At 49.3% G+C, this 25,563-nt stretch carries 22 protein-coding genes and 2 pseudogenes; 2 read left to right on the top strand and 22 right to left on the bottom strand.

The annotated features are described in order from the left end of the window. Positions 1-178 precede the first annotated feature (178 nt). Positions 179-1,453 (top strand): DUF2130 domain-containing protein, encoded by a 1,275-nt coding sequence (locus tag EYQ01_06310; GenBank protein HIE65409.1) that lies wholly within the window; start codon positions 179-181, stop codon positions 1,451-1,453. Positions 1,454-1,509: 56 nt separating this feature from the next. Further along, positions 1,510-1,752, top strand: a complete 243-nt coding sequence (locus EYQ01_06305) for a GIY-YIG nuclease family protein (protein HIE65408.1) — start codon at positions 1,510-1,512, stop codon at positions 1,750-1,752. 20 nt (positions 1,753-1,772) lie between these two features. Here the strand turns inward: EYQ01_06305 and EYQ01_06300 are convergent, their stop codons facing one another. The 22 genes and pseudogenes from EYQ01_06300 to EYQ01_06195 form a co-directional block, all read right to left on the bottom strand. Continuing rightward, complete coding sequence (locus tag EYQ01_06300) at positions 1,773-2,282, bottom strand: universal stress protein (protein HIE65407.1); 510 nt, start codon at positions 2,280-2,282, stop codon at positions 1,773-1,775. Between the two features lie 69 nt (positions 2,283-2,351). Next, positions 2,352-3,077 carry a DUF1643 domain-containing protein gene (locus tag EYQ01_06295; protein HIE65406.1) on the bottom strand — a complete coding sequence of 242 codons (726 nt, stop codon included), beginning with the start codon at positions 3,075-3,077 and terminating at the stop codon, positions 2,352-2,354. Between the two features lie 32 nt (positions 3,078-3,109). Next, positions 3,110-3,340: a DUF2132 domain-containing protein gene (locus EYQ01_06290; protein ID HIE65405.1), complete on the bottom strand. Its 231-nt coding sequence runs from the start codon at positions 3,338-3,340 to the stop codon at positions 3,110-3,112. 325 nt (positions 3,341-3,665) lie between these two features. Beyond that, on the bottom strand, positions 3,666-4,391 hold the full coding sequence (gene cysZ / locus EYQ01_06285) for a sulfate transporter CysZ (GenBank protein HIE65404.1): 726 nt from the start codon (positions 4,389-4,391) through the stop codon (positions 3,666-3,668). Then, complete coding sequence (locus EYQ01_06280; protein ID HIE65403.1) at positions 4,391-7,816, bottom strand: hypothetical protein; 3,426 nt, start codon at positions 7,814-7,816, stop codon at positions 4,391-4,393. Before EYQ01_06280 ends, cysZ begins: the two co-directional genes overlap by 1 nt. Further along, positions 7,813-11,163, bottom strand: coding sequence for a hypothetical protein (locus EYQ01_06275; GenBank protein ID HIE65402.1), 3,351 nt, complete (start codon positions 11,161-11,163; stop codon positions 7,813-7,815). Before EYQ01_06275 ends, EYQ01_06280 begins: the two co-directional genes overlap by 4 nt. A 502-nt stretch (positions 11,164-11,665) precedes the next feature. Beyond that, positions 11,666-12,970 (bottom strand): type II toxin-antitoxin system HipA family toxin, encoded by a 1,305-nt coding sequence (locus EYQ01_06270; protein HIE65401.1) that lies wholly within the window; start codon positions 12,968-12,970, stop codon positions 11,666-11,668. Continuing rightward, a complete protein-coding gene (locus tag EYQ01_06265) occupies positions 12,967-13,317 on the bottom strand; it encodes a helix-turn-helix domain-containing protein (protein HIE65400.1) in 351 nt (116 codons plus the stop codon). The genes EYQ01_06270 and EYQ01_06265 overlap by 4 nt, the downstream gene beginning before the upstream one ends. 230 nt (positions 13,318-13,547) lie before the next feature. Then, the gene (locus EYQ01_06260) at positions 13,548-14,813 is read right to left on the bottom strand and encodes a hypothetical protein (GenBank protein HIE65399.1); all 1,266 of its coding nucleotides are present in this window, start codon (positions 14,811-14,813) and stop codon (positions 13,548-13,550) included. A gap of 139 nt (positions 14,814-14,952) precedes the next feature. Beyond that, positions 14,953-15,873 (bottom strand): hypothetical protein, encoded by a 921-nt coding sequence (locus tag EYQ01_06255; GenBank protein ID HIE65398.1) that lies wholly within the window; start codon positions 15,871-15,873, stop codon positions 14,953-14,955. Between the two features lie 102 nt (positions 15,874-15,975). Beyond that, positions 15,976-16,130, bottom strand: a pseudogene (locus EYQ01_06250) (SAM-dependent DNA methyltransferase). Positions 16,131-16,285: 155 nt separating this feature from the next. Further along, entirely contained in the window at positions 16,286-16,819 is a 534-nt protein-coding gene (locus tag EYQ01_06245) for an exonuclease (GenBank protein HIE65397.1), read from the bottom strand. Between the two features lie 224 nt (positions 16,820-17,043). Continuing rightward, positions 17,044-17,382, bottom strand: a complete 339-nt coding sequence (locus tag EYQ01_06240) for a TraR/DksA family transcriptional regulator (protein HIE65396.1) — start codon at positions 17,380-17,382, stop codon at positions 17,044-17,046. 173 nt (positions 17,383-17,555) lie between these two features. Continuing rightward, entirely contained in the window at positions 17,556-17,963 is a 408-nt protein-coding gene (locus EYQ01_06235; GenBank protein HIE65395.1) for a hypothetical protein, read from the bottom strand. A gap of 496 nt (positions 17,964-18,459) precedes the next feature. After that, positions 18,460-19,311 (bottom strand): hypothetical protein, encoded by an 852-nt coding sequence (locus EYQ01_06230; GenBank protein HIE65394.1) that lies wholly within the window; start codon positions 19,309-19,311, stop codon positions 18,460-18,462. Between the two features lie 143 nt (positions 19,312-19,454). Further along, a complete protein-coding gene (locus tag EYQ01_06225) occupies positions 19,455-20,984 on the bottom strand; it encodes a glutamate synthase (protein ID HIE65393.1) in 1,530 nt (509 codons plus the stop codon). Positions 20,985-21,165: 181 nt separating this feature from the next. Next, positions 21,166-21,930 (bottom strand): MBL fold metallo-hydrolase, encoded by a 765-nt coding sequence (locus EYQ01_06220; GenBank protein ID HIE65392.1) that lies wholly within the window; start codon positions 21,928-21,930, stop codon positions 21,166-21,168. Between the two features lie 163 nt (positions 21,931-22,093). Further along, positions 22,094-22,740: pseudogene (locus tag EYQ01_06215) on the bottom strand (NAD(P)H-dependent oxidoreductase). A gap of 16 nt (positions 22,741-22,756) precedes the next feature. Beyond that, the gene (locus EYQ01_06210; protein HIE65391.1) at positions 22,757-23,125 is read right to left on the bottom strand and encodes an STAS/SEC14 domain-containing protein; all 369 of its coding nucleotides are present in this window, start codon (positions 23,123-23,125) and stop codon (positions 22,757-22,759) included. A 4-nt stretch (positions 23,126-23,129) separates the two neighbouring features. Continuing rightward, positions 23,130-23,495, bottom strand: a complete 366-nt coding sequence (locus EYQ01_06205) for a VOC family protein (GenBank protein HIE65390.1) — start codon at positions 23,493-23,495, stop codon at positions 23,130-23,132. Further along, complete coding sequence (locus EYQ01_06200) at positions 23,492-24,481, bottom strand: glutathione S-transferase family protein (GenBank protein ID HIE65389.1); 990 nt, start codon at positions 24,479-24,481, stop codon at positions 23,492-23,494. Before EYQ01_06200 ends, EYQ01_06205 begins: the two co-directional genes overlap by 4 nt. A gap of 64 nt (positions 24,482-24,545) precedes the next feature. Then, positions 24,546-25,409: an NmrA/HSCARG family protein gene (locus EYQ01_06195; protein HIE65388.1), complete on the bottom strand. Its 864-nt coding sequence runs from the start codon at positions 25,407-25,409 to the stop codon at positions 24,546-24,548. Positions 25,410-25,563: the final 154 nt, after the last annotated feature.

The following is a 25,563-nucleotide window of genomic DNA, read 5'->3' as shown; positions in this document are numbered from 1 at the left end:
ATCCTCATCGCGGTAAAGCCCGGTTCTCCCGAAATGTCTTCTTCCTTAGGATAAAAACTATCACTCTTCAACATGCCTCTCTTTTGCTTCGCGAGACCCATCCCTTCCGGGCAAAACGTGAGGAAGGTCGAAGCGACCAAGAATACCTGTATTGCCTCTCAGTCCAGAAGGAACCTGAATGATGAAACAAACAGCCAATAAAATAAGTTGCCCGAATTGTGGCGAAGAGATTGATGTAAACGATATTTTATATCATCAGGTCGATGAAGCCCTCAAAAGGAAGTATCGGGAGGAATTGGCGAAAGAAAGAAACAACTATCAGAACCAACTCACTTCAATGAATGAGGAACGCCAAAAACTTGCGCAAGCAAGGGAGAAGCAGGATCTTATTGTCGCGGAAAAAATAAAACAGGGCATAAGGGCAGAGGAGAAGCGATTAAAAACAACAATCAAGGCGGACTTGGCCGAAGAACAATCACATCAACTGAAATCGCTGCACGAAGAGCTCAATGAAAAATCGTCCCAACTCAAGGAATTTAACAAAGCCAAGTCAGACATAGAACGATTGAAAAGAGAGAAAAATGAGCTCAAGGAGTCTATCGAAGCAGAATCAGAAAAACGCCTGAATGAAAAAATATCTGAAGAAAGAGATAAGATTATAAAAATTGAAGGAGAAAAATCTCTCTTAAAACTTGCTGAAAGAGAGAAGGTCATTCGCCAATTGAATGAGAAATTAAAAGCGGCCCAAAGACAAGCTGAGCAGGGTTCCATGCAGACACAGGGTGAAGTACAGGAGCTGGCCATTGAGGAATGGCTTGCTGGACAATTCCCTATGGACACGATAGAGGAAATAAAAAAAGGCGCAAGGGGCGCGGACTGTCTTCAACGAATCCATACAAGAACCCGGCAAAACTGTGGAACCATCTACTATGAAAGCAAACGGACGAAGGGTTTTCAGCCGGGCTGGATCGAGAAATTCAAAAAAGATATTCGCGAGAAAAATGCCGATATCGGCGTATTGGTGACCGAGTCGATGCCGACGGACATGGAAAGAATGGGGATTAAAGAAGGCATCTGGATTTGTACCTTTATGGAATTTAAAGGCCTCTGTGTCGCACTCCGAGAGTCGATTATTCGTGTGAGTCAGGCCATCGCAATCCAGGATAATAAGGGCGACAAGATGGGGATGCTTTACGACTTTCTGACCGGCAACGAATTCAGGCTCCAGATTGAAGCCATCGTTGAGGGCTTCAATCAACTGCAAACAGATCTGGAGTCAGAAAAAAGAGCGATGATGGGCATCTGGAAGAAAAGAGAAAAACAAATCCAAAAAGTCCTGCTCAACACAAACCACATGTACAATTCCGTAAAAGGAATCGCCGGGAATGCCATCCAATCCATCCCCCTGCTCGAACTCCCTGAAGCGGGGGAAGAAGAGACCAAACTCCTCTGAGATCTATTTCTAGAAAAATAATTATGCGATCCGAGGAGCAGGAAAAACGTAAAAATATGACTTGGACAGTGTACATCCTGGAATGTGCCGATGGGAAACTCTACACGGGCATCACGACGGACCTGTTGCGGAGAATCTCAGAACACGAAACGGGCAGAGGGGCGCGATTTACGAAGGGTCGCGGGCCATTCCGGCTTGTTTATAAAGAACCCTGTAAAAGTCGGTCGGCTGCGGCAAAAAGGGAATTGGAGATCAAGGCAAAGACGCGCACCGAGAAACTGGCCATGATTTTAGCTTGAGCCTTTGTCCCTCTTTCTTCTTAAGCCGACGGATATTCGTGTTTCGTGCTCTTCACTGTGACGACGGGGCAAGGGGATTCCCGGATCACCTGGTCCGCCTGACGGCCAATCATGATATGCGTAACGCCGGTTCTTCCGTGTGTTCCTATTACAATAAGGTCGGTCTTTCGTTTTTTGGCCGTCCGGATGATCTCGACAGACGGGACTCCGTCGACCAACTCCTTACTTCCTTTCAGACCCCGATCTTTCGCCCTTTGAACCAAGTCATTTAATAACGCGCTCGCATCATTTTTCTTGTAGATGCCATACTCGTTATGGAGGGGCGCCATCGGGTCTGAATGATCGGGCCATTCATCCACATATAGAAAAATCATACTTAACTTCATTTGTTCGCCCATTAAAAATGCGAAGTCGACCGCCTCGGTTGCTAACTCGGAAAAATCGGTTGGAACCAATATCGTTTGAATCGGCATGGTGATCACCTCCTTGTTGGAGTGGGCAATAATCTTTGGCAGCGATTGTTCTACCACTCAAGATTAACAAATCGCTAATTTCTTTTCCAGTCATCCTCCAAAAAAGAATACCCCTGATCGTTCGGGTCAAGCCCTTGCTTGTTCGGGTTTCATTTTTTCAAGTATATTGTTCACCCACTTCATTTTGTCTTTTTGGAGGGTTGGCAATGGATGGAAATACTTATTATCCGTTCCTGGCTTAAGAAGTCCGGCAAAATCCGACCTGTCGGGCATGCCTGATATCCGAGTTAAACACCTTTGAATAAGTGGGTCCAAGTCCGCGCTGACACCCCAGGCATAGACAATGGGTGCCTCCGGCTTTCTAAGCAACTTGCCTCTCAGTTCATCCCTTCTCTCACCTGAAAAAATAGAGTGGGCCTGGAATCCTGTACTTTCCTCGACTTTTCTATATCGCGTAATAAAATTTCCACTTTTAGGGTCTCTCATATCGGAAATATTTAATACCCTTACATGATCCCAGCCACAATAATGCATTACTCTCATGACTTGATACTGCGTGGTGTCTGGCCTTGTTGGCACAAGGGAGATGGCAAGCCGATTTATCCCCGCCTCAGAAATGGCGTTATTGATCGGTTCTAGGGGGATGGATGACCCCGGATTCATCATGATAAATATTGCATCGGGCGCTTGTTTTAATATTGAGTCTATCCCATTTTTTTTTCGTTTCTTTGTCACAATTTCAAGAACGCTTCTACAGTCAATCTTATCTCCTGATCTCAGGGTGACTGAGTAGAAGTGCCCGAAGATATCGAAATCTTTCTTGAGTATTCGTGCAGGTATGAATTCAATCATCTGTCAATCGTCCTATGCAACTATAGACAAGATTACCGGCCGTTATTTTTCTGAACGGCAAGGTATAAGTTCTCGACTTTTTTTCTGGCCCAGGGTGTCTTTCGCAGGAATTTCAGGCTGGACTTCAAGGACGGATCGCTGTTGAAACAGCGGATGTTGATCCGCTTGCCTAAGGCGCTCCATCCATAATGCGCAACCAAGCTATTCACGATCTGCTCCAGGGTAATGCCGTGGAGAGGGTTATTGGCTTGTGGCTCACTCATAAATTCGATGTTGTTATTCTTTTAGGTACATGTGGACGATACCCTTATTAAACCTTCTTTTCTTTTTTTGCTTTTCTTTTTTCCTTGAGTGTCATTTTAGGCTTCGTTTGTTTTTCTTTTTTACCTTTGTCTTTTTGTCCCATTTTTATTTCTCCTTCATCAAAAATTAAAAATCTCTTTGAACATACATAACAAGCGCAATCCTTGCCGCTATGAGGCGAGGTTCTTCAACACTATGCGCAGACACCCTTCGAACCTAAATCGGCACAGACCCAGATTAACACAAGGAATTTCAGATGAAAATATTTATTCGAATCGGCCAATATCATTCCTTTGCGAACTGCTCTACCCACATGGCGGTCGCGCCTGCTACGGCCATCGGCATCGCAAAGGAATTCAAAAAAGGAATCATCAGAAGCAGGAGGGTTGCACCGCCAAAACCCAGAACCATAAGCCGCTTCTCCTTAAGGATCGGCCATTGTTTTGAGAACAGTATCCCATGATTCCCCATCGGGTAGTCGGAATATTCCAGGGCCAGCATCCAGGCGCTGAACCCGATCCAGACAAAGGGAGCAAGAACATTGACCATGGGGATGAAGAAGAGGAGCAGGATCGGGATGGCTCGCGAGATGAAGTAGGTTGTTTTTCTGAATTCCGAGAGGAGAATGGGCCAAAGGTTGGCCATCATTCTCTTCCACCCCATTTCCTCCTTCGCGGGACCTCCTTTAAGATGAGCCTCCGCTGCTTCAGAAAGCAGACCATTAAAGGGTGCCCCAATAAAATGAACCAGATGAATAAAAGTGAAGAAAATCAGGATCGACGCGCTTACAGCAAACAGCGGCCAGAGAAACCATTCCAGCCAGTCGAGCCATGTCGGCAGCAACCATGTGATCAGACGGTCAAACTGTCCGGCCACAAACCAGATGATCAAGGAGAAGAGAGCGGCGTTGATCGCAAGCGGGATGAGTACATATCGGCGGAGCCCAGACTGCCGGATGAGAACCAAACCACGCAGCAGGTATTCTGCACCTCTCAAGGGATTATCTTTCATCAGAGGTCAATCGCTTCCCCAATTCTCAGGAAAATCAAGCGGGTCCCGGAGACCTCTCTTTGAAGACTCCGCCGGACGGCCTCGGAATAGATTAGGATCTGCTGACGATAGCCCTCTGCCGACTGCTTCATCTCTTCTTTTCTGACCCGGTCGGTTTTATAATCGGCGACATAAAGTTTCCCGTCCTTTTCATAGATTATATCGATCACCCCCTCTATGATCTGACCCTCCCATGAGATCAGGAAGGGAATCTCACGGCCCAGGATCTTTGCATGACGAATGGTTTCATATGGGCTTGATTTTAGGAAGACCTTGAAGATTTCTTCCAGATCGCGTCGAATCGCAAGGCGGTTTTGTTCAGAAACAGCCCCTAAACGATTGCGGAGAAAGGGGGTGAGTGCTTTTCGAAAAGATTCTGGATTGGACGAGAAGTCCCAGTCCTGAAGAAATCGATGCGCCAACTGCCCAACCCGCACCGCATCTCCAGGCAAGGACTTCCCTCTCTTTTCCGACACGCTCTCCGCCAAGGTCCTCTCGTTCTGCTTCCGTGAAGTCGGCGTGACAAAGATGGGCCGCTTGAGAGTTTCATCGTATCGCTGCATCCGTGCAGTCCATTGTTCCGCATAATCCTTCCAATCGACCTGGACGGGAGCACTGATTTCGCCTGACCGTGTTGCGTTTGCGGCCCTTGGCGCCAGTCCTGCTTTAACAATATGCGTGTCAATCCTTCCTTCGCCAACCGCAATGCTTTCCGAACCCTCTCCCGCGGTGAGATCTCCCATGGCCTCAGACAACATCATGAGGAAACTCCCGTTTTCACCCCGCCCGGTGGGCGCGCAGAAGATCATCAGGTGTTCACGGGCACGGGTCATGGCGACGTAGAGTACCCGTTTTTGTTCTTCGGCTTCACGGAGTCGCTCTTTCTCCGCAATGTAGATCCCGCACAGATCCCAGGTCTCCCCGACCTGAAGCCCGACCAGGTTGCTAAACCAGTCATGAAGGACCTTGATATGATCGCCTCTTCCCCGGTTTCCGGAGCTGTGACAACCCGCCAGAATCACAACAGGAAACTCCAGGCCCTTGGCCTTGTGTACGCTAAAAATTTTAACTGCATCAACAGCTTCCTCTGCCAGTGGGCTTTCTCCTTCTTCCTTCATCTCTGTGACCGATCGCTCCAGCTCGGCAATGACCTGTCTAAACGTCACCTTTCCGTCCTCCCCTAATCTTTCAGTCACCCGCCTGATCTTTTCGAGGTTTGCCACCGCCTGCTCCCCATGAAGGGATTGCGCCGCCAGAATCGTGATCGCCGTCTCTTCAAAAATACGGGCCACGGCCTCTCCGACAGGAAGCTTTTGAGTTGCATGATGCAGGCGATGAAGGCAGGCATAAAACTCTTTGACGATGGAACCGATTTTCCCCAATTCCGAAAATATCTCATCGATTTCTTTGGTTTCTAAGTGCACGCGATAGTCCAAAAGATTCTTCCGGCACAGCGCATAGATCTCGGCGTCACTGAAACCTCCCATCGCTGAACGGAGGACTCCAACCAGGGCGATGGTGTCGTCCGGGTTTGAAATTGCCCTCAGCAGGTTGATGGCATCGACGACCTCCTGGCATGCGAAGAAACGCTTCTCTCCTTCCACCACGTATCGGATACCCCTTCTTTTCAAGGGTTCCAGAACTTCATGGACATGGGTCAGGGTTCGCATCAGGATTGCCACATCCTTCCTCTGAACGGTTACCGGTTCCGCCTTCTTGTTAAAAAAGACGGCCTTGCCAAGGATCTCCTCGGAAAGCCAGCGGGCAATGGCCTCCCCCTCCAATCGCCTTGCCTGATCAGCATTCATCTTCTCATCTTCGCTTCGCACACAACGCAGCGCAACCGTTCTAAAGGGGTAGCGCGTTGATTCCGTCTGAGATTCTGCCTCCGTTCTCTCCGGTGGCCTTATCCCGACATAGGACGGCTGAAAACCTCTTTTCTGGACAATAAGCTGCCCAAATACGCCATTTACCACATTCAAAATCTTTGCATGGCTTCGGAAGTTCGTCGTCAACCTGAGGTGAATTCCGCCCTGGGCTTCGATGAGATCCTGAACAACGTGGAGATAGGCCTCGATATCGGCCCGCCGAAAGCCATAGATCGATTGTTTGGGGTCGCCCACGACAAAGATCTTCCCGACTTCAAGGGATACCTTCCGCCAGTCCTTAGATCTTCGTCCCGGCACTTCAGAGAGAAAGAGAAGAATCTCATACTGTACCGGGTCGGTATCCTGAAACTCATCGATCAGGATGGCCCGATACCGCCTCTTTAATTCTTCACGAACCGATGGACGATCACGGATCAGGTTTCTTGCCCTCACCAAGAGTCCATCAAAGGAGATCGCCCCGGTCTTGAGAAAACGATCTCGGAAGGGCGCGACAAAAGGGACAAGCAGTTCGTGGAGAAGAGACATCTGGTTTCGGTCAATCTGAAGAAGCCGACCGGCCACCCGATGCAATATTTTGGCCTGTTCAACGTCCTCTTCTTCCCAGCCCTTAACCGCCGATACGCTTTTCCCGGATGTGATGCATTCCTGCGCTTCTTTCAAGCGGCCAGGCCTGACCCTCTGATGAACCCGGACTTCTTGGATGATTTCTCCTGCCGCCCGCGTCATCACTTCAATGTTCCGCCCACCGGGGTGCCGTGTGCCCAAGTCAGTCGCAAACGTTTCAAGCTGCCTCAACCAGTCTTGTACGGTTGACAAGATTTTTTCCTGATGAAGAAGCACATCAAGACGTTTCAACGGGACAGTCTCTGAGCAGAGGGCCAAGGAAAGATCATGAATCTCTTCCAGAGAGAACCGTCCAAGCGCCTTCTTCCATTTCTCCTTTCGCAAAGAACGAAGGGACAATTCTCCCTCCAGCCAGTCGGCCCATTGCGCTTCAAAATATTTCTCAAGCGCCCCTTCTTCCCCCTCACAGAAACCGGGGTCTACCCCGGCCTCAAGTGGATACAAACGGAGGAGGGTCGCGGCGAAGCTGTGGATCGTCCCGATATTGCTTCGCTCCAGTTGGCGCAGGGCCTTCCTCGCCCTTTCATCAATCTCCTCCTTTGAGAGGTGGTAGCGATTAATCAGGTCATGAACCTGTCTTCGTATTTTTTTCTCGATTTCATCGGCGGGTTCAGAATCTAATTTCAGATCGATGTACGATTCAATCTCTTCTCTGAGGCGTATCTTCATCTCGTTGGCCGCCTTGTTCGTAAAGGTCAAGGCAACCACCTCTGTGATCTTGACCGGATCCGGTTCCCGCATCAGGAGATGGACGAGGCGGTTGACCAAGAGAGAGGTCTTTCCCGTCCCGGCACCCGCCGTGACGACAACATTCTGATCAAAGGTGGTTGCGGCCAGGTCGCGCTCGTTCTGGTCACTTAATAGAACCGTCATCTGGATCTATCCATTTTCAACTTAGGATTAGATGGTTTTTTCTTCGAAATCTTTACTGTGCGAAGTGCCTGATGCTCCTGCGTCAGCGGGTCCTGAACGGCCCGCCGCTTTGACTGAAGATGGTTCATTCGGCAGATCGTCGACAGATCACAGTAATCACAATGGCTTCCGGGAAGAATAAAAAATCGGCCCTCCTGGATGCCCTTCAATAAGAGAGTAAATGTATTTTTTAACATCCCACCCACTTCCCCCTCCCACCCGTTCGCCGGGAATTTACTCACGACAATGGGACCCTTGTCCCAGTTCGGGGCAAGAAAATAGAATGCCGCCTCAGCGGGAAAGTCAGCTTTGCTAATCTCCTGCTCGGCGGCATATCGCTTTGCAAGGAGAAGATAGAGGGGGGGCTGGAGGCGCTGTCCACGGACCGCGGCCTGCATCAGATTTTTATCCTGGGTGCTTTGATTTTTCCCTGTCTTGTATTTATAGTCGATGACACGATAGCGCTTTTTCTCTTCGTGATAATCAATCCGATCGATCCGGCCCTGTATATCCATCTCCCCGATGAAGTCCGGGATGTTCGGCCACACTCCTTCCAGTCGCCCTTCGCATTTGACCTCCAGGGCGATGGGTGCATCACCAGATTGAGAAAGATGAGATCGGTCATACTGGATCACTTCTTCGATCAGGTCCACGATACGCTCTTTCAGGTCTTCCCAGACGACCGGATAACTGACCGGATTGTCCTGCTCATATTTGGAGAATATTTTTCGGCTGAGCCCCTCTATTGTATCTCGAACCTCCCGGATATCTCGGCAGTCCATGTCTGTAGATTTTTTCTTAAAATAGACCTGCGCCATCAACGCCTCGTAGACCTGCTTCAGGATGGCGTGGCACAGCTCGCCTGTATCCGCCGGCTCGAGACCAGCGCTTTCCTCGGGCCGATCCAGGAGGCGAAGCCCCAGAATCTTTGTTCCGAAATACTGGAAGGGGCATTCGGCGTAGTGCTCCAGCGCCGTTGGTGACACCCCCTTTTTTTGAACGGATTTCCAATGATCAGGGAGCGGGCCAACCATCCCGTCGTATGAACACAGCAGTTCTTCATCTTCAAGGATTTTCAATGTCTGAAGACCGTGAACGTAAAGTGTTTGGGACAAGGGGAGCTGTACAAAAAGAGGGCCAGGGTCTTGAGACGTCATGGCCAACTGCAGGGAAAGCTCCTGGGGCGTGTGCAGATCCGCCCGCTCAAAGGGCACAACCTCCCGCTTTTCTAAAAGGCCACGAGGTATGACGCGCTCTCTTACGCGGCCTGTTTCTCCAAGCCCTTTTCGAAGTTCGTCCAGATACCATGAGGGGGCAAGAGGCTTTCCCTGCTCATCTGAACGTTGGTAGAGGCAATAAAGCCGCTCTCCTGCAGCACCGACCAGAAGGCTGAAAAGGAGTTTTTCTTCATCATAGCCCGCCAGTTTCTCCCCGACTTTGTATCCTAAAGTTGCATCCATTGTGCGGCGGTGGCCGTCTCTCAGGAAGGCATCCTCCCGGATGGTCCGGGGAAAAATTCCCTCGTTGATGCCAAGAAGAAAAAGAACCTTGAAATGAAGACCACGCGCCGCCATCGCATCCATCACCGACACTCCGGAAATATTTTGGTCGGCTATCGCAATGGAGCTTCGCTCCAGCCAACGGGTGAAGGTCTCGATAAAATGTTGCATTGAAATCGGAGAAATGACCGCGTCCAGAGCAGCAAGGTTTTCCAGGGTATCCAAGATCACTTCACAGATATCATCTTCTTTGTTCCATTCGCTTCCTTTAGTGCCTTCGGTTCTCTGCTCTTCGACGGCGGAAATGTTGAGATATTTTTTGAAGAGCCGCTTCCAATGCTCCGCATAGTCTGACCATTCGGCCCTGGCGGGAAGATCACTCAGATTCTGTTGCAAACGGGTGAAAACCTCCCATAGGCAGCGTGCCTGTTTGTACTGAACCAATCGCTCGGCATTATTTCCCTTATCCCTGTCCTTGCCCTGGCCCCTCCTTTCCTCCCGTTCAATAAATTGTTTCAGGCGTTTCCACTTGTCCATTCCGCGGGTCACCCCGATGCGCCGGGTCAAACTCTCCCAGAGATCCGGCCGAGGGACAATCCCTTCCGGACAAACCTCTCCGGTATTTAGGTAAGGGGAAGAAAGAAGATCAATCACCTCGCTACGAATATAATCCTTGCTTGAAAGACCGGTGAGAAGGAGGACGGCCTTGGCCAGGGGGTGACGGACGACCGGTTCCTGGGCCGAACTTGAAACGGGAATTCCGTGGTCTGTAAAAATCTCCATGATGGGCCTTGCGTAGGCCGACAGGTTCCGGGCCACGATGCCGATATCCCCGAAAGAGATCCCTTCATCCGAGACAAGTCTCAAAATCTCCTTGGCCACCGTTAGGGTTTCATCCCGCTCCCCAGAACAAGAGATGATGGTACAGGAAGCGCCGGTTGTTTGGGCTTCCGCAAATTCTTCCGAGACCTCCTCAGAGAAGAGATGGTCACAGATTGAACCCGAATCTGGCTGCAATTGAAGCAAATCGGTGACCTGTGCTGGATCGCTTACGAGCGTCTGGACAGATCGATCGTAAAACCGCTGGGCAAAGACCCAGCCGGGATGTCCTTGCAAGAGGGGAAAGAAAAGAGTCGTCGCATAGTGCCTCGCCACCGACTGAAACTGCTCGGTCTGGACCTGGGTCAGGTCGTAAAATCCATAATGGAAGATATGATGAAACTTCTTTAGAAACCGGGAGGCCGGTATCTGATCCATCACCATGTTATCAAGGTCGGTGTAATCCCGTATCGACCAAGTCTTACAATGCTCTTGAAAATCAAGAGAAAGCCTCAACAGGGGGCTTAGCTCTGCAATCGCCCCCGTTCCAAAGTGGCCCTCCTTCACGGCCTGAATGACCATATCAGGAGAAACCAGGCCGTCCTTCAGATCTCGGAGGGTCTGCCACAAAGCAGCACATCCCCCTTCCATTTCATCGAGTCCCGAAAATGGGGAACCGGCAGCATAGTCCTTCCGTATCAGACTTCGCAAGCTCTCTTCAAGAAAGAGGTCCTCACGCAACTCCGGTTCAGAGGATCCGTACTGCTCTTCGTAAAGTTGTCGGGAAAGTTGATGAAAGGTAAGGATCTGGAAATTTATGAGATCAAGACCGTGGTCTAGGACGAGGAGAGTCTTCAGCCGCCGCCGAATTGCATCAGAAGGAACCAGAACAAGCAACGGAACAAGCCGATCCGAAGACTTGTACCGCCGTACTTCATCGACGAAGGCGTCTTCTAAATATGGGTGAAAGGGTCCTAAGAATACTTGCATTTTTGATCACACTCCTGCACCCTGACAACTGCACCCTATCTTTATTTACTTATCTATTTGGAACATCTTTTCGCAATATTCGCAATTGTACAAGCGATCATCTATATGTTTCACCGTATTACGCCTCCCGCAAAAGGAACATTTCGGAATGCTAGGATCAACCTCTTTCTTTTTCTTATTTTTCTTCATGGTGAGGCTCCTTTAAGATTGGTTATTAAAACAAAGGGTAGTCACCTGATTCAGATCATCACTTTCGGCAAGGATCGCAAAGGTCACCTTCTTGCTTAGCTCACACAAGACGTTCTCGCTCTTCCTCCGCCTTCCTCTCAATGCTCTTGATCAAATGGATGCCCTTCCTTCCGTTACCGCCTTTACGGTCAGCTTCTTAATTTTCTCAAAACGCGCCGCTTCTCCGCTATTTCACGGGGAACAAAGCGTCAGCCGATTTCCTCAACGTCCTTGAGAATTCCGGACTGAACGGTTTTGTATTCTCCTGGTTTCATCAAAAGCCTTTCAAACGAAGTGTCCGCTGAATCTGATCGCCCACAAAAACCGAGACACCTGCTTCTTCGGCATAATCTTTCCAGCGGGATACCGTTTCCCGTACCTCGTTAAGAATGGACTCTGCTCGCCCGCGCTTCATCGAGGCGGCCTTCCCGCAGGCCTTGAAATCATCCAGGGTAAAGTCATCTCGCTTGCCGTTCAGGGTCATCTGGTGGCTGGCCGTCCAGCGACCTTCAGGGTTATAGCTGTAGGTCATATCAAAAGCGGGCGAAAGTAACCAATTTCCTGACTTGTCCATCAGGAAGGCGATGTTTTTGACATGGTCGTCCTGATTACGGGCCACGATGTTAAACACCATGCGTCGAAACTGTTCCTCAATCACGCGCATGGGCAAGTCCAACTGCCGAATCACCAGCAGCGCCTGTTCATAGCTGTAGGCGCCCGCCATATTGAAATCGTAATGGGCCAGCGCACAGAGTGATTGCATGTGAAGTTTTTCCCCACCGGCCAGACGATCAAAACGCCGCGTCATAAAATGTCGCCGACCATTTTCCTCAAACAGCCGGCATTCATTCATATCAATGCCGCAGTCCTTCGCCATTCTGTAATAGGCGTATTCAACCACACCGTAACCTTGCGGGGCTTCAAGTTCCTTGTCCCGATTCCCCCTGACCCCGTCAAACTTAAGCAGCCAGCATTCAAAGCCCTCACCTGCCGGACCCCGGCCGGAACACACTTCATTGGTCGATGGATTCCATGCAATCACGGCCTTGGCCCGAGCGCCACCGGCCGAGGTGCCGACCCGCAGGATATCGGTCAGGGCCTGTTCCTTCTTTTCATCGGCGAAGGAAGCCCTAAGGTTATTGCGATGGGTGAGGATTTCCGACGCGAGTTCAACCAGCTTGTCAATCTGTATCCGGTTTACCTTCCAGGCTTTCGGTCCAATCGCGGGCACAAATTCCAGCGCCCCCATGCCCCGCTCACCTGTATAGCAAAGCCGCTCGACCGCATTGAACGATTCCGGCTTTCGGCCTTGGGTGGCCAGCCAGACATCAATCAGCGCATGGCCGAACTTGTCCGGGAGTGAGTCGGCCAGCAGGCCGGGCAATCCATAGTAGGTCTTGCGGGAGAGTTCGGGAAAGGTAAAAACACGGCTGGATAGCAGCATCATCAGCGGCGAAATCTCGATGCCACTTTTGGCAAAGGCCGGATCGTACTCGAAGGCCGCGACTTCATCCTCATCGTCCAGGGATACCGCGCCAATCGACCGACCCCAGAGCCTGACCTCGGCAACCGTGTTCATGACACGTCACCCCAGGTCCAGGGTTTATCTGAGCGATCCGAAGGGCGGCGGGACGAAGCGCGTTTACGCACCTTTCCTTTTCTCTTGAGCAAATCCATCGGTCTTGGCCCGGCCTCCGGAATCATACGATCCAGACCCGGCAACAGATCCAGCACCCGAAAAATCCGGATCAGAGTCGACATCTGCACAGAGAACCCGGCCTCAAGTCGCTCTACCGTCCGCTTGGCAATACCCGCCTGCTCGGCCACGTCCGCCTGGGTATATTGAAGATCAAGTCGGCGGCACACAACACGCTGGCCAATTTCGGCAAGAATGGCCTCATCTGAGAGAGGTTTTGATATCGTCATACATGACGATATCTACCAGATATTTTCTGTAAAGTCAAATCGTCTAAAGTAACGATTTGCTGTAATTAAACACTATTATTCGTAAATAATAACGAATAATAAATTAATAATTAGGCACTACTAATTGTTTTAATTGTTCTGATGAATTTTTCTTTTCTGATTTTCATTTCTAATTCAAGATTCAATCAAAGCAATTTTGTGTTCTCCAGGTGTTGGGCTGTACCCTTGCTTTATGTCACAGCCTTGACTGCCTTACGCCTCTGCTTGATTCCATCAACAAGAATCTTTAATTTTCTAATGTCATCAGCTAAATTCTTTGCCGAAGGAACTGGTGCTGCCTTTTCAGAAGAAGGGTCATGAGAAGTAACCACGTCGCTACAACGTTTGTGTAGCTTATCAATCGCTTCGAACTCCGAGGGTTCAAAACCGACTACTTCTACCAAGTTGCTCACTCGTATCCAGTCTCGGTAGCGCTTCATGACACCATTAAAAACTACATCCTGAATCACTCGCTCTAGAGTTGCTCTAAGTCGGTCATATTGTTGCCGCATCTTAGCCCTTTCCGATTCTCCGGGATATACTGGCCAAGTCTTGGCAAGTTTGCTCTGCTCCTGTTCAAGGACATCGATTCGTTCTTTGTAGCCTTGGTGATCCCAAGGAAGCCCGCCATTGACCTGCCCTGGAAAATTCCCGAACCATTCTAAAAACAGCATTGAATTGGGCAAACCAATCTCATCAATCTCATCACACAATTGGCCTAGGAACGAAGTGTCATGAGTAAATATGATTACCTGACGGCGAATCGCTTCATCAACTAAGCGCTTTGCTACGTCCCTTCTCCTCCAGTGATCCAGAGATGAGACCGGATCGTCAAATACGATTCCACACGTGTGATTTGCCAGCGAAAGCTCCGCTAAGAATGCGCCTAAAGCAATTGCACGTTGCTCTCCCTCACTGAGTATTTCATCGAGCTTCTTGGTCGTTGGCAAATCCAATAGCAACTGGTGAAACATTTTACCTCGCTCGTTTCGCTCTCTGAGTTTTGTTTTGATATGCTCAATTCCTAGCGCTTTGAATTCTCGATCCAAAGCTTTCTTCAACTCCTTGGTGACAGCTTTGCTGGCAAATTCTTTTGATTTATCAGATATCGGTTTTGTTCTCAGGCTCGGCTTGCACTTCTCAAGCGTGGCTTTGTCTTTCATACGTTGCAGAAGAGCTAGAACAGCATCCAAGCTTTTGGAAAGATTTTGCCGCGCAACGAGTTCGTCTCTCACAATGGTCAGTTCCTTTTTCCGTTCTTTGTCTGCGGCTCGGGCGAATGTGCGCGATACTCTCAATTGGCTCGCGGCGAGAGCACGAATTTTCTTGTGGGGGTTCTCAGGGACTTTGAAGACCGTACACCAATCGTGCGAAATAAGGGAGACAAGCATAGATTTTCTCCGCGTTTCGATATTTTCCTCAAAAACCTCAAGGATGGGAGGTAGCGACGCATCCAAAAACCTGATCTCCTCCGTAACGGTAGCATCCAGCCCTATTCTCAGGCCGACATTCTCAATTTTCTACTTCGCTTTTTCGAGTTTCTGTCTCTCCTCTTTAGCGGTCTTAGCAACCTCGGTTGAGTACTTTCTTGCGGCATCAAAAAGAGTCTTCCAGAGCTTTGAGTCGCGAAGCAGATAGGCTCAGTTCCTTCGCTTTTACCGTTGGATCTGGTTCGTTTAGTGCTTTATTCAGTTCAGTAACTCTATTTGTATCTACTTTAGATAGAGTTCCGAGGGCATTGATTGTCGCCTTGTCAGATTTGGCAGTTAGGCCAAGAATCTGTTTGCCGACTTCCGTTTCGTCTTTGAGATGATCGAATGGCTGAAGATCGATATCAATCGCTGCGATCTCTGCATCCAGTCGTCGAGTAAGCTCAGGCAACACCTTGTTTGCAAGGTTCTCAACGATATCAAGACCATATGGTAGATAGGCAACGTCATGCTCGGCAGTGAGATATGACCTTGCACAACGAGAATCAAAGACTGCAACCATCGAAAGCTTCTCAGGGGGAACATCGTCTCGGGACCAAAACACTTCCTCTGACACTCCATCGATCTCTATGTCGAACTTTGCCGTAGGAACAGCGCCTACGGCTGCTGGGTCGGTTGCATCAGGATGCACTTGCTCCGACTGGTCGCGGGCCCGGCACGCACTTTTCATGACACGGGCGTAGCCAGATTTCCCTGAACCATTCCCTCCATAGATAACTGTCATTCCAGATGCGGAAAAGGGCAGTGTTTGGCCCAGTGCAATGTGATTTACATTCGTCAATTCTCGCATCGATCTAAGGATCACGGTCTCTCCAGGCTTGATCTCAGAAGAAAGATGATCTTCGGCTAAGGGATGACCCTTTAGTTCTCCCGTGTCAGATAGGTTATGTTCTGCTTTTAGCAAAGCATAGAGTTCCGCGTAATCCTCGTCAGATAGACTTTCTTTCTGAAGAAGGCGCCGCGTCGCATCGCGTTGCCATTCAGGGAGTGTCTCGGTCCATTTCAGGATGTCGGTAAGAAGTTTCATAACATCAGTTCTGCAGGTTCCCTGACTCCAACTCATGAACAGGAATTGACGCAGTCATCAGTTCGTGAAGCAGGGTTCGGAAGCCGACCGCTCTGGCCATGCGTTGATCTCGTCATCGAAGTCATTACATAGCCACTTGGTAAAGATCAGCGGCAGGATGCCTTATACTTCGGCGCGTCCTTGGCCCCGTGAATGGAACAAGCGGCATCCCAAATCCAGGATTCGAGAGATTTTGAATTTCCGTTCTGTTGCGGCATAATCTGGGCTCACCCCGATTCAAGTTTCTCCATACTAACGAATCAATCTTCAAAAATCCAATGCCAGGATCAGGGAAAAACCAAGCCTCTCAGAATATTATGATCTCAAGCAGAGAACTTAAATGTTTGAAGGGGAACATGTGCCCAATTCTCGTTCAAAGAGGGGGTGAATACCCCGTCTTCATCGCGGCGATGACAATTCTTGCGCAGGCCTCGGCGTCTGAGAGGGGATCGTGATGTTTGAGTTGAATGCCGAGATGATCACAGACATTGGGTAATTTGGTCGGGTAAGGCCCCCATACTTTTCGTGAGAGTTTTACGGTGCAGACGAAACGAGGGTCCGGCCGGTCCAGGCCGGCGATCTTGCAGGACGCATACAGCACGCCTTGATCAAACCGGGCATTGTGCGCTGCAATAAAATCAACGCCAGTGAGCATATCACGGATGACCGGCCACAACTCCTTGAAGGTCGGTTCACGGGCAACCTGCACCCAGTCGATTCCATGAATATAGGTGAAGACAAAAGATGGCCTGGGAGGCCGGATCAGGAAGCGTTCTTTTTTTACAATTTGATCCCCAACGACCTTCACAAGCCCAACAGCACAGGCACTGTCCGCTTCGTAGTCTGCTGTCTCGAAGTCGATCGCAGTGAAACACGAAGGCGTGGGGTTTGGTCGGTCAAGTTGCATGTATATCCCTAATTCCGCGATTTCGGAATTAGAAACCGTCGATTCGCCTGAAATTACTGCGTAATCGGCCAACGGTCTCCTCACCGTTCGAGTAAGTACGCCTCGGTCGCCCTTATGGCCTCTGGCCTTGTCTTTCAGACGACTTGACGGTTTAACCCAAGATCTAATCGCCGATCTTGGGTATATCGCACGACTCCATGATTATTAAAGATCAAATTGAGAATTTACTTCTCGACACATCCGATGCAACGCGTATTTGTTGGGTCGGCGGAAAGCCGACGCGCACCTATTTCTTCGCCGCAGATAAAGCAGTCGCCGTACTCGCCTGACCCAATCCGGCGCAAGGCTCCTCCAATCTTCAAGAGCCGACTCTGACGTCGTCTGGTCACCTCCAATGCCATTTGCTGGGCCTGCATCGCATCCATGCGGGAAAGCCTGCCGACACTGCTCTGATCCAACTCTACAGGCTTGCTCGTCTTCTTGAATGCTTCCTCCAGCTCTTGAAGCTCTGACCGGAGGCAAAGCAGTTTTTTCCTAATTTGTTCAATCTCTCGGTCGTTCATCAGTCGCTATTTCTCTTGTTGTCAAACAACGGACTCCCCCATTGAAATAGGGCCATTATAATGATTTTTCATAGAGGATGAAAGTTAGAATCCAGAACGATTGGGCAGGGGAAGAGATTTTCCACTTGATTCGGAAGGCAGAACCTTGACGGTCACATTTAGGTCAACACGGGCTATGCCGCCACATTGAGTGTCATTTTATTCTTGTAGTTTTTGGTCACTTCTTGAATCGACGTGTTTCTTAAATCAATTTTATTCACAGAAACATAGGTGAAAAAATCTTTCAGATCATCTGATGAAAGACCGCAATTATCGGGGATTGGATTTTTTCCGACTTCTTTCTTCACTCTGTCGCAAGCTTCGACAATCTCTTTACTGCCTTCCAAGTCAAGGATACTGGACATGGACAGTCGATGAAGAAGGCTGGCAGCGTCACGAGGGCCATCTATCGTTTGCATGACAACACGGTTGATTCTATTTTCGCTCTTCTTGTTTTTTTTAATATAGTACAGCCCGGATAGAAATGCGAAAAGTGGTATCCCAAGACCAAAAAGTAAAAACACGGCGATCGGTATACTCATAGACCTCGTCCCTATATAACCCAAGATCGGCGATTGGATCTTGGGATAAACCGTCAAGTCGTCTGGAGGACAAGGCCAGAGGACACAAGGGCGACCGAAGCGTACTCACCCGTACGGTGAGGAGGCCGTTGACCGATAACGCAGTCATTTCAGGCGACTCGGCGGTTTCTAATTTCGAAATCGCGGAATTAGGGGATAAACGGGTTCTTGCTACACAGCATAATATGAGTTTACCATATCACTTCACGTAGACGCTCGCCCTCACTCTCCAGGACCGGCGTATTGGATCTTAGGCACTCCAGAGGGGGCAAGGTGTTCCTCCCCTAAATTCTAAAACAATGATTTCGGAGAGGAATCATATTCTACGATGGCAGGGTGGGAGAGGCGATGTACGAAGAAAGGTTCACGGAAGAATTTATTAAAAGGGCCTCCTAACCCCTCTGGCTATTTGCGGTAGAGATCAGTTTTGACTTAGTCTGAAGATGTATTTCCAGATCTAAACTTCAATCGGTTCTGCATTTGAACGAATCCCCGTCTCCTCGCTCTTTGCCGCTTCTACAAATCTCTGTACAAGCTCAACCTGGATTTTCCTGATGACCTGAAACTCAAATTGGCTTTCGTGGTTGTTCTGAGAAAATTTCTCTAAGAAATGCTCTAGAAAACGATTTACATGCCCCGTAAGGGTTGCGGATTCAGCAGGAGAATTCACAACAACCTCTTCCATCTTTTGAACAAGTTCTCCCAGCTCGGCCGTCAGGGTTGACTTGGACTCCGGACCGCCCAAGAGGTCGGCCGATTCTTGGGGAAGTCCAGCCTCTTCAATGGGTGCGGGGCTTGGGGGTGTCAGAACTTGTGTCGATGCCGTTTGAACCGATGCACTGCGGTCATATTGCAGGCAGACATCAAAACCCGAGATTGTCTCCAATCCATTGAGTTTAGACACCCTTTTTATGGCATGATCTGTTCTACCCGAAAAGAAATCGTAGGACAGTTTTTTGACGGTCTTCAGGGCCTTTACAATATCTTTCAGTTCCTGTTCATTCAGATCGCCTTCGACCGTAAGTTCTAGGCCGAATTCCTGATTCAAATAAAAAGCCTCTGCAGAGGTCTCAGAAACTGCCCCATTAATAAGGCCTTGGCTGTTATATGTTGCGAAACCAACATCCAGGCTTGCAGACGAAGACAATGTGACCTTATCTCCCTCTTGTGTAAACAGGGTAATCTCCGACCTTTTCTGTACTTGAAGCGTGTACTGAGAAGATTGCGTCTTACTCAGAGTCCCTGGATCTCCGCTGGGTAAGGTCAAAGGAGAAAAGAGATCGGGTCGGGTATTCGAAATTGTTTGCATCTTGCCCCTCCGTTAACAGTCCGTCGAATGATTCCATTCCACTGGTGATTGCTATTGTTATCGGATGGTCGGGACAAAGACTTTAGTTTTTATACGAACACATATAGCGAGCATGATCCGGTACGATGCGTAAAACCACTTTTTTACTCTTTCGCGACCCCGCCATATTGAATTCCAGCAATATCGGAAATGGACTTTTTCCATGATGTGATGTCATTCGGGTTAAACTCACGGAGATGTCTGTGTCCGCAAGCGCGTGCCATAATCTGCATGAGTTCTACCGATGCTCTCAGAAAACGGGCAAGGCGTTCTGCAGCCACATCAACTTGAAGTCTTGCCCGGAGTTCTTCCTTTTGTGTTGCAACCCCTGCGGGGCAATTGTTCGTGTTGCAAATGCGCGCTCCGACACAGCCGATTGCCTGCATAGCACTATTGGCGAGCGCAATGCCATCCGCACCGAGGCACAAGGCCTTAATGAAATCAGCCGGGGTACGAATACCCCCCGTAATGATGAGCGTTACGTCTTCGCGATTGCACTTGTGAAGATGACGCCGCGCACGGGCGAGCGCCGGGATCGTCGGGACAGAAATGTTGTCGCGAAACAGCAGCGGTGCCGCGCCGGTACCGCCGCCTCTGCCATCGAGTATAATGTAATCGGCACCCGCCTCTAGCGCAAAGTCGATGTCTTGTTCGATGTGTTGTGCGGACATCTTGAAACCCACAGGGATACCGCCTGAGATTTCTCTCACCCGATCTGCGAAAGTTTTATAATCAGCTGGCGTTTCGAACTCACAGAAAGCGGGAGGGGAGATCGCGGCCTGGCCAACGGGTAGCTTGCGCACAGCGGCGATCTTCTCGGTGACTTTCGCCGCCGGCAAGTGTCCTCCTGTACCCGTCTTTGCCGCCTGTCCCGCCTTAAAATGAAATGCCTGCACGCGCTTCAATAACGCTTCCTCATACCCGAATTTTGCGGAAGCCAGTTCGTAAAAGTAACGCGTATTGGCTTTTTGTTCTTCGGATAACATCCCCCCTTCGCCTGAGCAAATTCCGGTTCCGGCCAACTCGGCCCCGCGCGACATTGCGGTCTTGGCTTCCTCGGAAAGCGCGCCAAAGCTCATGTCGGATATCAATATCGGTATCTCTAGGCGTAGCGGTTTTTGTGCATTTGGGCCAATGACAAGTCCTGTTCCAACCGCCGTGTCTTCGAGCAAAGGCCGATGGTGGAGCTGGGCGGTTAGAATTTGAATGTCCTCCCACAAAGGAAGATCCGTGCGTGGAACACCCATTGCCGCCATTTCGCCGTGATGCCCAAGTTTTTCAAGCCCATCTGCAGCCAGAGCATGGATGAACTCAAGTGCGGGTTCTTCAGCAGTATTCCTTGGCGCGGGCATCCCCGTTTTCGATTTTGGCGGATAGTCTAATTCTTCAACATCTTCCGGCAGAGATTTGTGCGTTCCGTCACAAAAAGGAGCATCCCCGGTCTGCTTGCAAAGACACATCCAGGTTTCCGACTTTTCCTCGACTTTGAAGGGAACCGGAGTAATTCCGGTTCCTGTATGTGAACCGTCACAGAACGGTTGGTTATTTGATTTCCCGCAAGCACACCAATAGTATTCACCGGGATCGAGCTCGACTTTCATTGGCTTGCGGTCTACAACACGTGCTTTTGACATGAGGCCTCCTGCTCATTTTTAGTCTGGTACAAGAACTTGATAGAGCAATTTATAACTACCCAGCAGATCTAGTCAAGGAACGATTTACTACGCAGAAGCGGGACATTTTATCTCCCGAAAAATTCAACCCAGACTTCATCAGAGGTTCCTTAACAAGGGTCGCCTTCCGGTCGCAAATTCCCTAATCGTTTATTTCATACGCGTGGTCGGTCCTCCAAGGGAAGGGACCCATATGCATGTCCAGCATGACTCTCCACACATTTAAAGATAGCCACTCTTTGTACATCGCCCACTCTTTATATTTTGGGAGTTTCACGGTAGTGGGAATCTCCATAAAAAATGTCCCCTTTTTGAACTCCGCAAAGATCGCTCCCTGTATATCTTCGATGAATTCTCGTGTTTGTGTCACTTCCATCTTCGAACCAAAAGCTTCCTTTGCTTGCGAATGGGAGTATATCGCTCTTTCAAATTCCATTTCTTCAATTTCTGCAAGGGTTCGTTTAAATTCCTTGATATTGAAATCAGGGACGATGGAAAACAGAACCCGATTCGGAGTCACCAGGTCCGCGATATAGACCACTTTTTCTTTGGGAAAACGAAATACGGTCATACCCAGGCCATGATTCATTCCCATATAATGCAATTCAATCCTTACCCCACCTAAAGTAATATCCTTCCGGTTTCCCGCCCAACTTTCGTCCGGCAGGACCATGTCCTGATGAGGATTGACCTTCATCCATTCGTAGGCCTCCACATGGGCAATAATTGTGGCCCCTTCATCCCGAAAGACCTTTCCGCCGCCGGAATGATCCCCGTGATTATGACTGTGCAACAGATATCGAATCGGTTTGTCCGTCACTGCTCGAATCGCTATCAGCAGACCTTTGGAATGCGACGTATTCACCGGCTCCACGACGATGACGCCTTCTGGAGTGACCACAAACATCGAAAAATAGCCATTGCCGGGACCATATCTGTAAACGCCCTCCGCCGCTTTTCAGGTATTTTCAACCGCAAAGGCGGAACCCATCATCATCAAAATCGAAACAATGATCCCAAGAACGAACGTGGTGCTTTTTACCTTTAGCATGCCCCCCTCCAATACCCGTTTAATCGTGAATACCGCCTCCGGGGTTCAATGGCGCACCCTCCCAGGCGCGAAGAAATTCCTGTGCCCCTTCGGATGTATGCAGGTAAGAGAAACGCGCAACCTGCCTTCCCAACTCCATGATTCTTCCTTTTAATTCGGTATCGCTGATGTTCCCCTCATCATCAAACATGCCCCATGCCTCTGGGATTGAGGTCTGCTCTGGAATCACCCAGGCGTGAAGTGCTCTCCCGACAACGCGTAGACCATTCAGGGCGTTCAGCGCCCCCAACTTTCCACCGGATACATCTAAAAGTCCGATCATCTTCCCTTCAATTTCGTCAAACCCCATCAGATCGAGGGCATTTTTCAATACCCCACTGAAGCTGCCGTGGTATTCCGGTGTCGCCAGAATGAGCCCCTGCGCCGCGTGGACCTCTTTTCGGAGCCTGAATACGTCTTGGGGGGATATCGACTTTCATCTTCCTTTCCATCACAATGGATAAGCTGGTATTCCCTCAGGTCTATCAACTTCGTGGCAGCGCCAACTTCCTGTGCCCCTTTCAGGGCGATACGCAACGCACTATGAGAATAACTTCCAGGCCTGAGGCTGCCACAGATTCCGACAACCAGAACGCCATCGGAGGGCTCGTTATTTTTTTGAGTCATATAGGATTCCTCTTGTTTAATCTGTGGTTCCCGTAATCCAGGCCTTGGCATTATCAATTTCTTCGAAACTGAAGTGTTTCACTTTGATGCTGGGAAATAATTTATCGCTCATCTTCGTCAATATTTCCAACCAATATTTGTCCGATACAATGGCTTCCATTTCAAAGTCTGAAAAGTGCTGTATCTTTTTGGGAATATTTTTAAACCAGGCTTTCGGTTCCATCACGCCAAAGTTTTTCACTTCAACATAGACACGCAATTTCTGTTCTTTTTCAAGCATCGATTCGATCTTGTCCCAGAATGTTTCGATCTCCTGAAGGGTGATCCCTCCATCGAACTCCATCCCAATAATTCTTCGATCATCAAATATAATCTCTTTCAGCATGGTTTTATTCCACTGTAAGAACCTCTAAAACATGTCCATTCACGTCACAAAAATAGAGACCACGTCCCCCATCATGCTCGTAAATATTCATGTCCTCGCGTTGAGACGGTCTACTTCCGTAAAGGATCTTTTCGTTTTGGATCCGTCCAAAAATTTCATCAAACTCTTTCTCGCTCACCTTGAAGGCATAGTGATGAGAATCAAATTCTTCTTCTTGATCAAAAAGAAAAGTCAAGGTATCATTCACACGAACGGAAACAAAATGGTCGCCCGCCCCTTCATTCTTCAGCCCTAATATTCTTGAGAAAAATGCAGCCGATTTATCCCTGTCATGTGACGGCACGATGGTATGGTTTAATTGAATGCTCATTTATGTCCCCCCTGGTTTAATAGTGTCCATCCAGGGATCAGAGCCCTCCCTGCATATTTTAACCGCTCACGACCGTGGGATGATTGGAGATCCATTTTGGGTCCAAGGGGTACGATTTGGGTGGGATTGATGTCGGTGTGCGTGATGTAATAGTGCCGCTTGATGTGGTCAAAATTCACCGTCTCTGAAATCCGGTCGTGCTGATAAAGGTCCCTCAGATATCCATACAAATTCGGGTAGTCGATAATACGACGGATATTGCATTTAAAATGACCGTGATAGACGGCGTCATACCGGATCAAGGTCGGAAACAGCCGCCAATCTGCTTCGGTAAGCTGGGTTCCCACGAGGTAGCGTTGCCATGAAAGCAATTCTTCCAGTGTGTCGAGGGCCTTGAATAGTCTTTGGACGGCGTTTTCATAGGCCTTCTGTGTCGTCGCGAACCCCGCGCGATAGACCCCGTTATTCACATTGGGATAAACCAGGTCATTCACCTCATCAATCTCAGGACGGAGCCTTTCCGGGTAAAGATCAAGATTGCTGTCCGTAAAGGCATCGAACTCCTGATTCAACATCCGGACAATGTCGTCTTCTGAGTTGTTCACGATACGGCCTCGCTTCTTGTCCCAAAGAACGGGAACCGTCACGCGGGCGTTAAATTTCTTGTCCGATGCCTTGTAGGCCTCGCTCAAATATTGAAACCCGTTGATTGGATCTTCAGAATGCCCTGGACCGTTCCGGAATGCCCAACCCAGTTCGTCACGAATCGGGTCTACAACCGTGACGCCAATGACGCTCTCAAGCCGTTTGAGCGAGCGCACGATCATCGTCCTATGCGCCCAGGGACAGGCGAGGGAGACATAGAGGTGGTAGCGACCGGCCTCGGCAGGATAATAAGAAGTGGAGTCTCCTTTCACCCAATCTCGAAACTGGTCTTTCTGCCTGACAAAATCACCATCCTCACCCTGTTCACTCCGAAAATCCATTTCTGTAAAATCTCCTCGCTATAAAAAATCTTGAAAAACGAATGTCAAAACTCCTCAGGACCCCTCAATCAGTCTTTGCCCAGGAGGCCTTGTCAACCACTTCCTTGAATTTCGTCAGAGGAATTCCCCATTGCCTTTCAAGTGCCGAAATATTGGCGTTGTAGCCTACTTCGTTGAACCAACGGAACATCACGGCAAAATCGTGGCCCAAGGCGGCCTCGGCCTGTTCGTCTGGAAGAAGTTCGTATTCGATCGTGTGACCGATCGACTGGGAGACCATCTTGAGCGCATCAGGAAGGGTCATCTCATCTCCCGCAAGCTCAATGGTCTGGCCAATAAAGTCTTGAGGCCGTATAAAAGCGGCGGCCCCAAACGCCCCGATGTCTCTTAATGAAACCATTTGAAGGGTCCGATCGGGACGAACAGGAAAGGTCAGTTTCTTGTTTTGAATTGCTGGAAGCATCCACGGGGAACCGAAATTTTCCATGAAGAAAACGGGGCGCAGGATCGTCGCCGGGATTCCGACCTTTTTGATATATTCCTCCACCTGCCATTTTGTTTCGAAATGAGGGATACCGGTTTTCTGATCTGCACCTCCTACCGAGGAATAAACCAAATGATCCACACCGGCGGCCTTGGCAGCATCCACCATAGTCAGGCCTTGTTTCACTTCCGCATCCATTCCGGCCTCAAAGGGGGTGGTCACGAGAAAGACTTGTTTTATGCCCTCCAGTGCCTTTTCGAGTGAGGCCTGATCCGTCAGTTCTCCTTCTACCACTTCCGATCCCATCCTCTTTAGCGCTTCTCCTTTGGAGAGATGACGTGTAAGCGACCTTACATTCTTCCCTTGTCCGAGCAAGCTGGTTGCAATGGCATTTCCCTGTTGCCCCGTTGCCCCTGTCACAAGTATCGTCCCATTTGTTTCCATGATGAATCTCCCTCCCTTTTGTGATGAAGTGGATACTATTGTATTTAGCCTGTATATACTCTATAATATGTTTCGCGGATTCAAGTAGTAAGTGCAACAAAAGGGTTTGAATTAAAAAACACCTGATTGGGTGTTTTGAAGTTCAATGTTTTTC

The organism is Candidatus Manganitrophaceae bacterium (assembly GCA_012960925.1).
In the GTDB taxonomy this organism is placed as follows: Bacteria; Nitrospirota; Nitrospiria; order SBBL01; family JAADHI01; genus DUAG01.
This window is presented reverse-complemented; position numbering and strand designations above follow the sequence as displayed.

Excerpts from the sequence above, each read along its gene's own strand:
- EYQ01_06225 (HIE65393.1), bottom strand. The coding sequence starts at position 20,984 with ATGTCAAAAGCACGTGTTGTAGACCGCAAGCCAATGAAAGTCGAGCTC.
- EYQ01_06230 (HIE65394.1), bottom strand. The coding sequence starts at position 19,311 with ATGCAAACAATTTCGAATACCCGACCCGATCTCTTTTCTCCTTTGACC.
- EYQ01_06305 (HIE65408.1), top strand. The coding sequence starts at position 1,510 with ATGACTTGGACAGTGTACATCCTGGAATGTGCCGATGGGAAACTCTAC.
- EYQ01_06280 (HIE65403.1), bottom strand. The coding sequence starts at position 7,816 with ATGACGGTTCTATTAAGTGACCAGAACGAGCGCGACCTGGCCGCAACC.
- EYQ01_06310 (HIE65409.1), top strand. The coding sequence starts at position 179 with ATGATGAAACAAACAGCCAATAAAATAAGTTGCCCGAATTGTGGCGAA.
- cysZ (HIE65404.1), bottom strand. The coding sequence starts at position 4,391 with ATGAAAGATAATCCCTTGAGAGGTGCAGAATACCTGCTGCGTGGTTTG.
- EYQ01_06275 (HIE65402.1), bottom strand. The coding sequence starts at position 11,163 with ATGCAAGTATTCTTAGGACCCTTTCACCCATATTTAGAAGACGCCTTC.
- EYQ01_06255 (HIE65398.1), bottom strand. The coding sequence starts at position 15,873 with ATGAAACTTCTTACCGACATCCTGAAATGGACCGAGACACTCCCTGAA.
- EYQ01_06210 (HIE65391.1), bottom strand. The coding sequence starts at position 23,125 with ATGCTGAAAGAGATTATATTTGATGATCGAAGAATTATTGGGATGGAG.
- EYQ01_06200 (HIE65389.1), bottom strand. The coding sequence starts at position 24,481 with ATGGATTTTCGGAGTGAACAGGGTGAGGATGGTGATTTTGTCAGGCAG.
- EYQ01_06245 (HIE65397.1), bottom strand. The coding sequence starts at position 16,819 with ATGCAACTTGACCGACCAAACCCCACGCCTTCGTGTTTCACTGCGATC.
- EYQ01_06195 (HIE65388.1), bottom strand. The coding sequence starts at position 25,409 with ATGGAAACAAATGGGACGATACTTGTGACAGGGGCAACGGGGCAACAG.
- EYQ01_06270 (HIE65401.1), bottom strand. The coding sequence starts at position 12,970 with ATGAACACGGTTGCCGAGGTCAGGCTCTGGGGTCGGTCGATTGGCGCG.
- EYQ01_06290 (HIE65405.1), bottom strand. The coding sequence starts at position 3,340 with ATGAGTGAGCCACAAGCCAATAACCCTCTCCACGGCATTACCCTGGAG.
- EYQ01_06220 (HIE65392.1), bottom strand. The coding sequence starts at position 21,930 with ATGTTTGTGGTCACTCCAGAAGGCGTCATCGTCGTGGAGCCGGTGAAT.
- EYQ01_06265 (HIE65400.1), bottom strand. The coding sequence starts at position 13,317 with ATGACGATATCAAAACCTCTCTCAGATGAGGCCATTCTTGCCGAAATT.
- EYQ01_06240 (HIE65396.1), bottom strand. The coding sequence starts at position 17,382 with ATGAACGACCGAGAGATTGAACAAATTAGGAAAAAACTGCTTTGCCTC.
- EYQ01_06295 (HIE65406.1), bottom strand. The coding sequence starts at position 3,077 with ATGATTGAATTCATACCTGCACGAATACTCAAGAAAGATTTCGATATC.
- EYQ01_06205 (HIE65390.1), bottom strand. The coding sequence starts at position 23,495 with ATGAGCATTCAATTAAACCATACCATCGTGCCGTCACATGACAGGGAT.
- EYQ01_06235 (HIE65395.1), bottom strand. The coding sequence starts at position 17,963 with ATGAGTATACCGATCGCCGTGTTTTTACTTTTTGGTCTTGGGATACCA.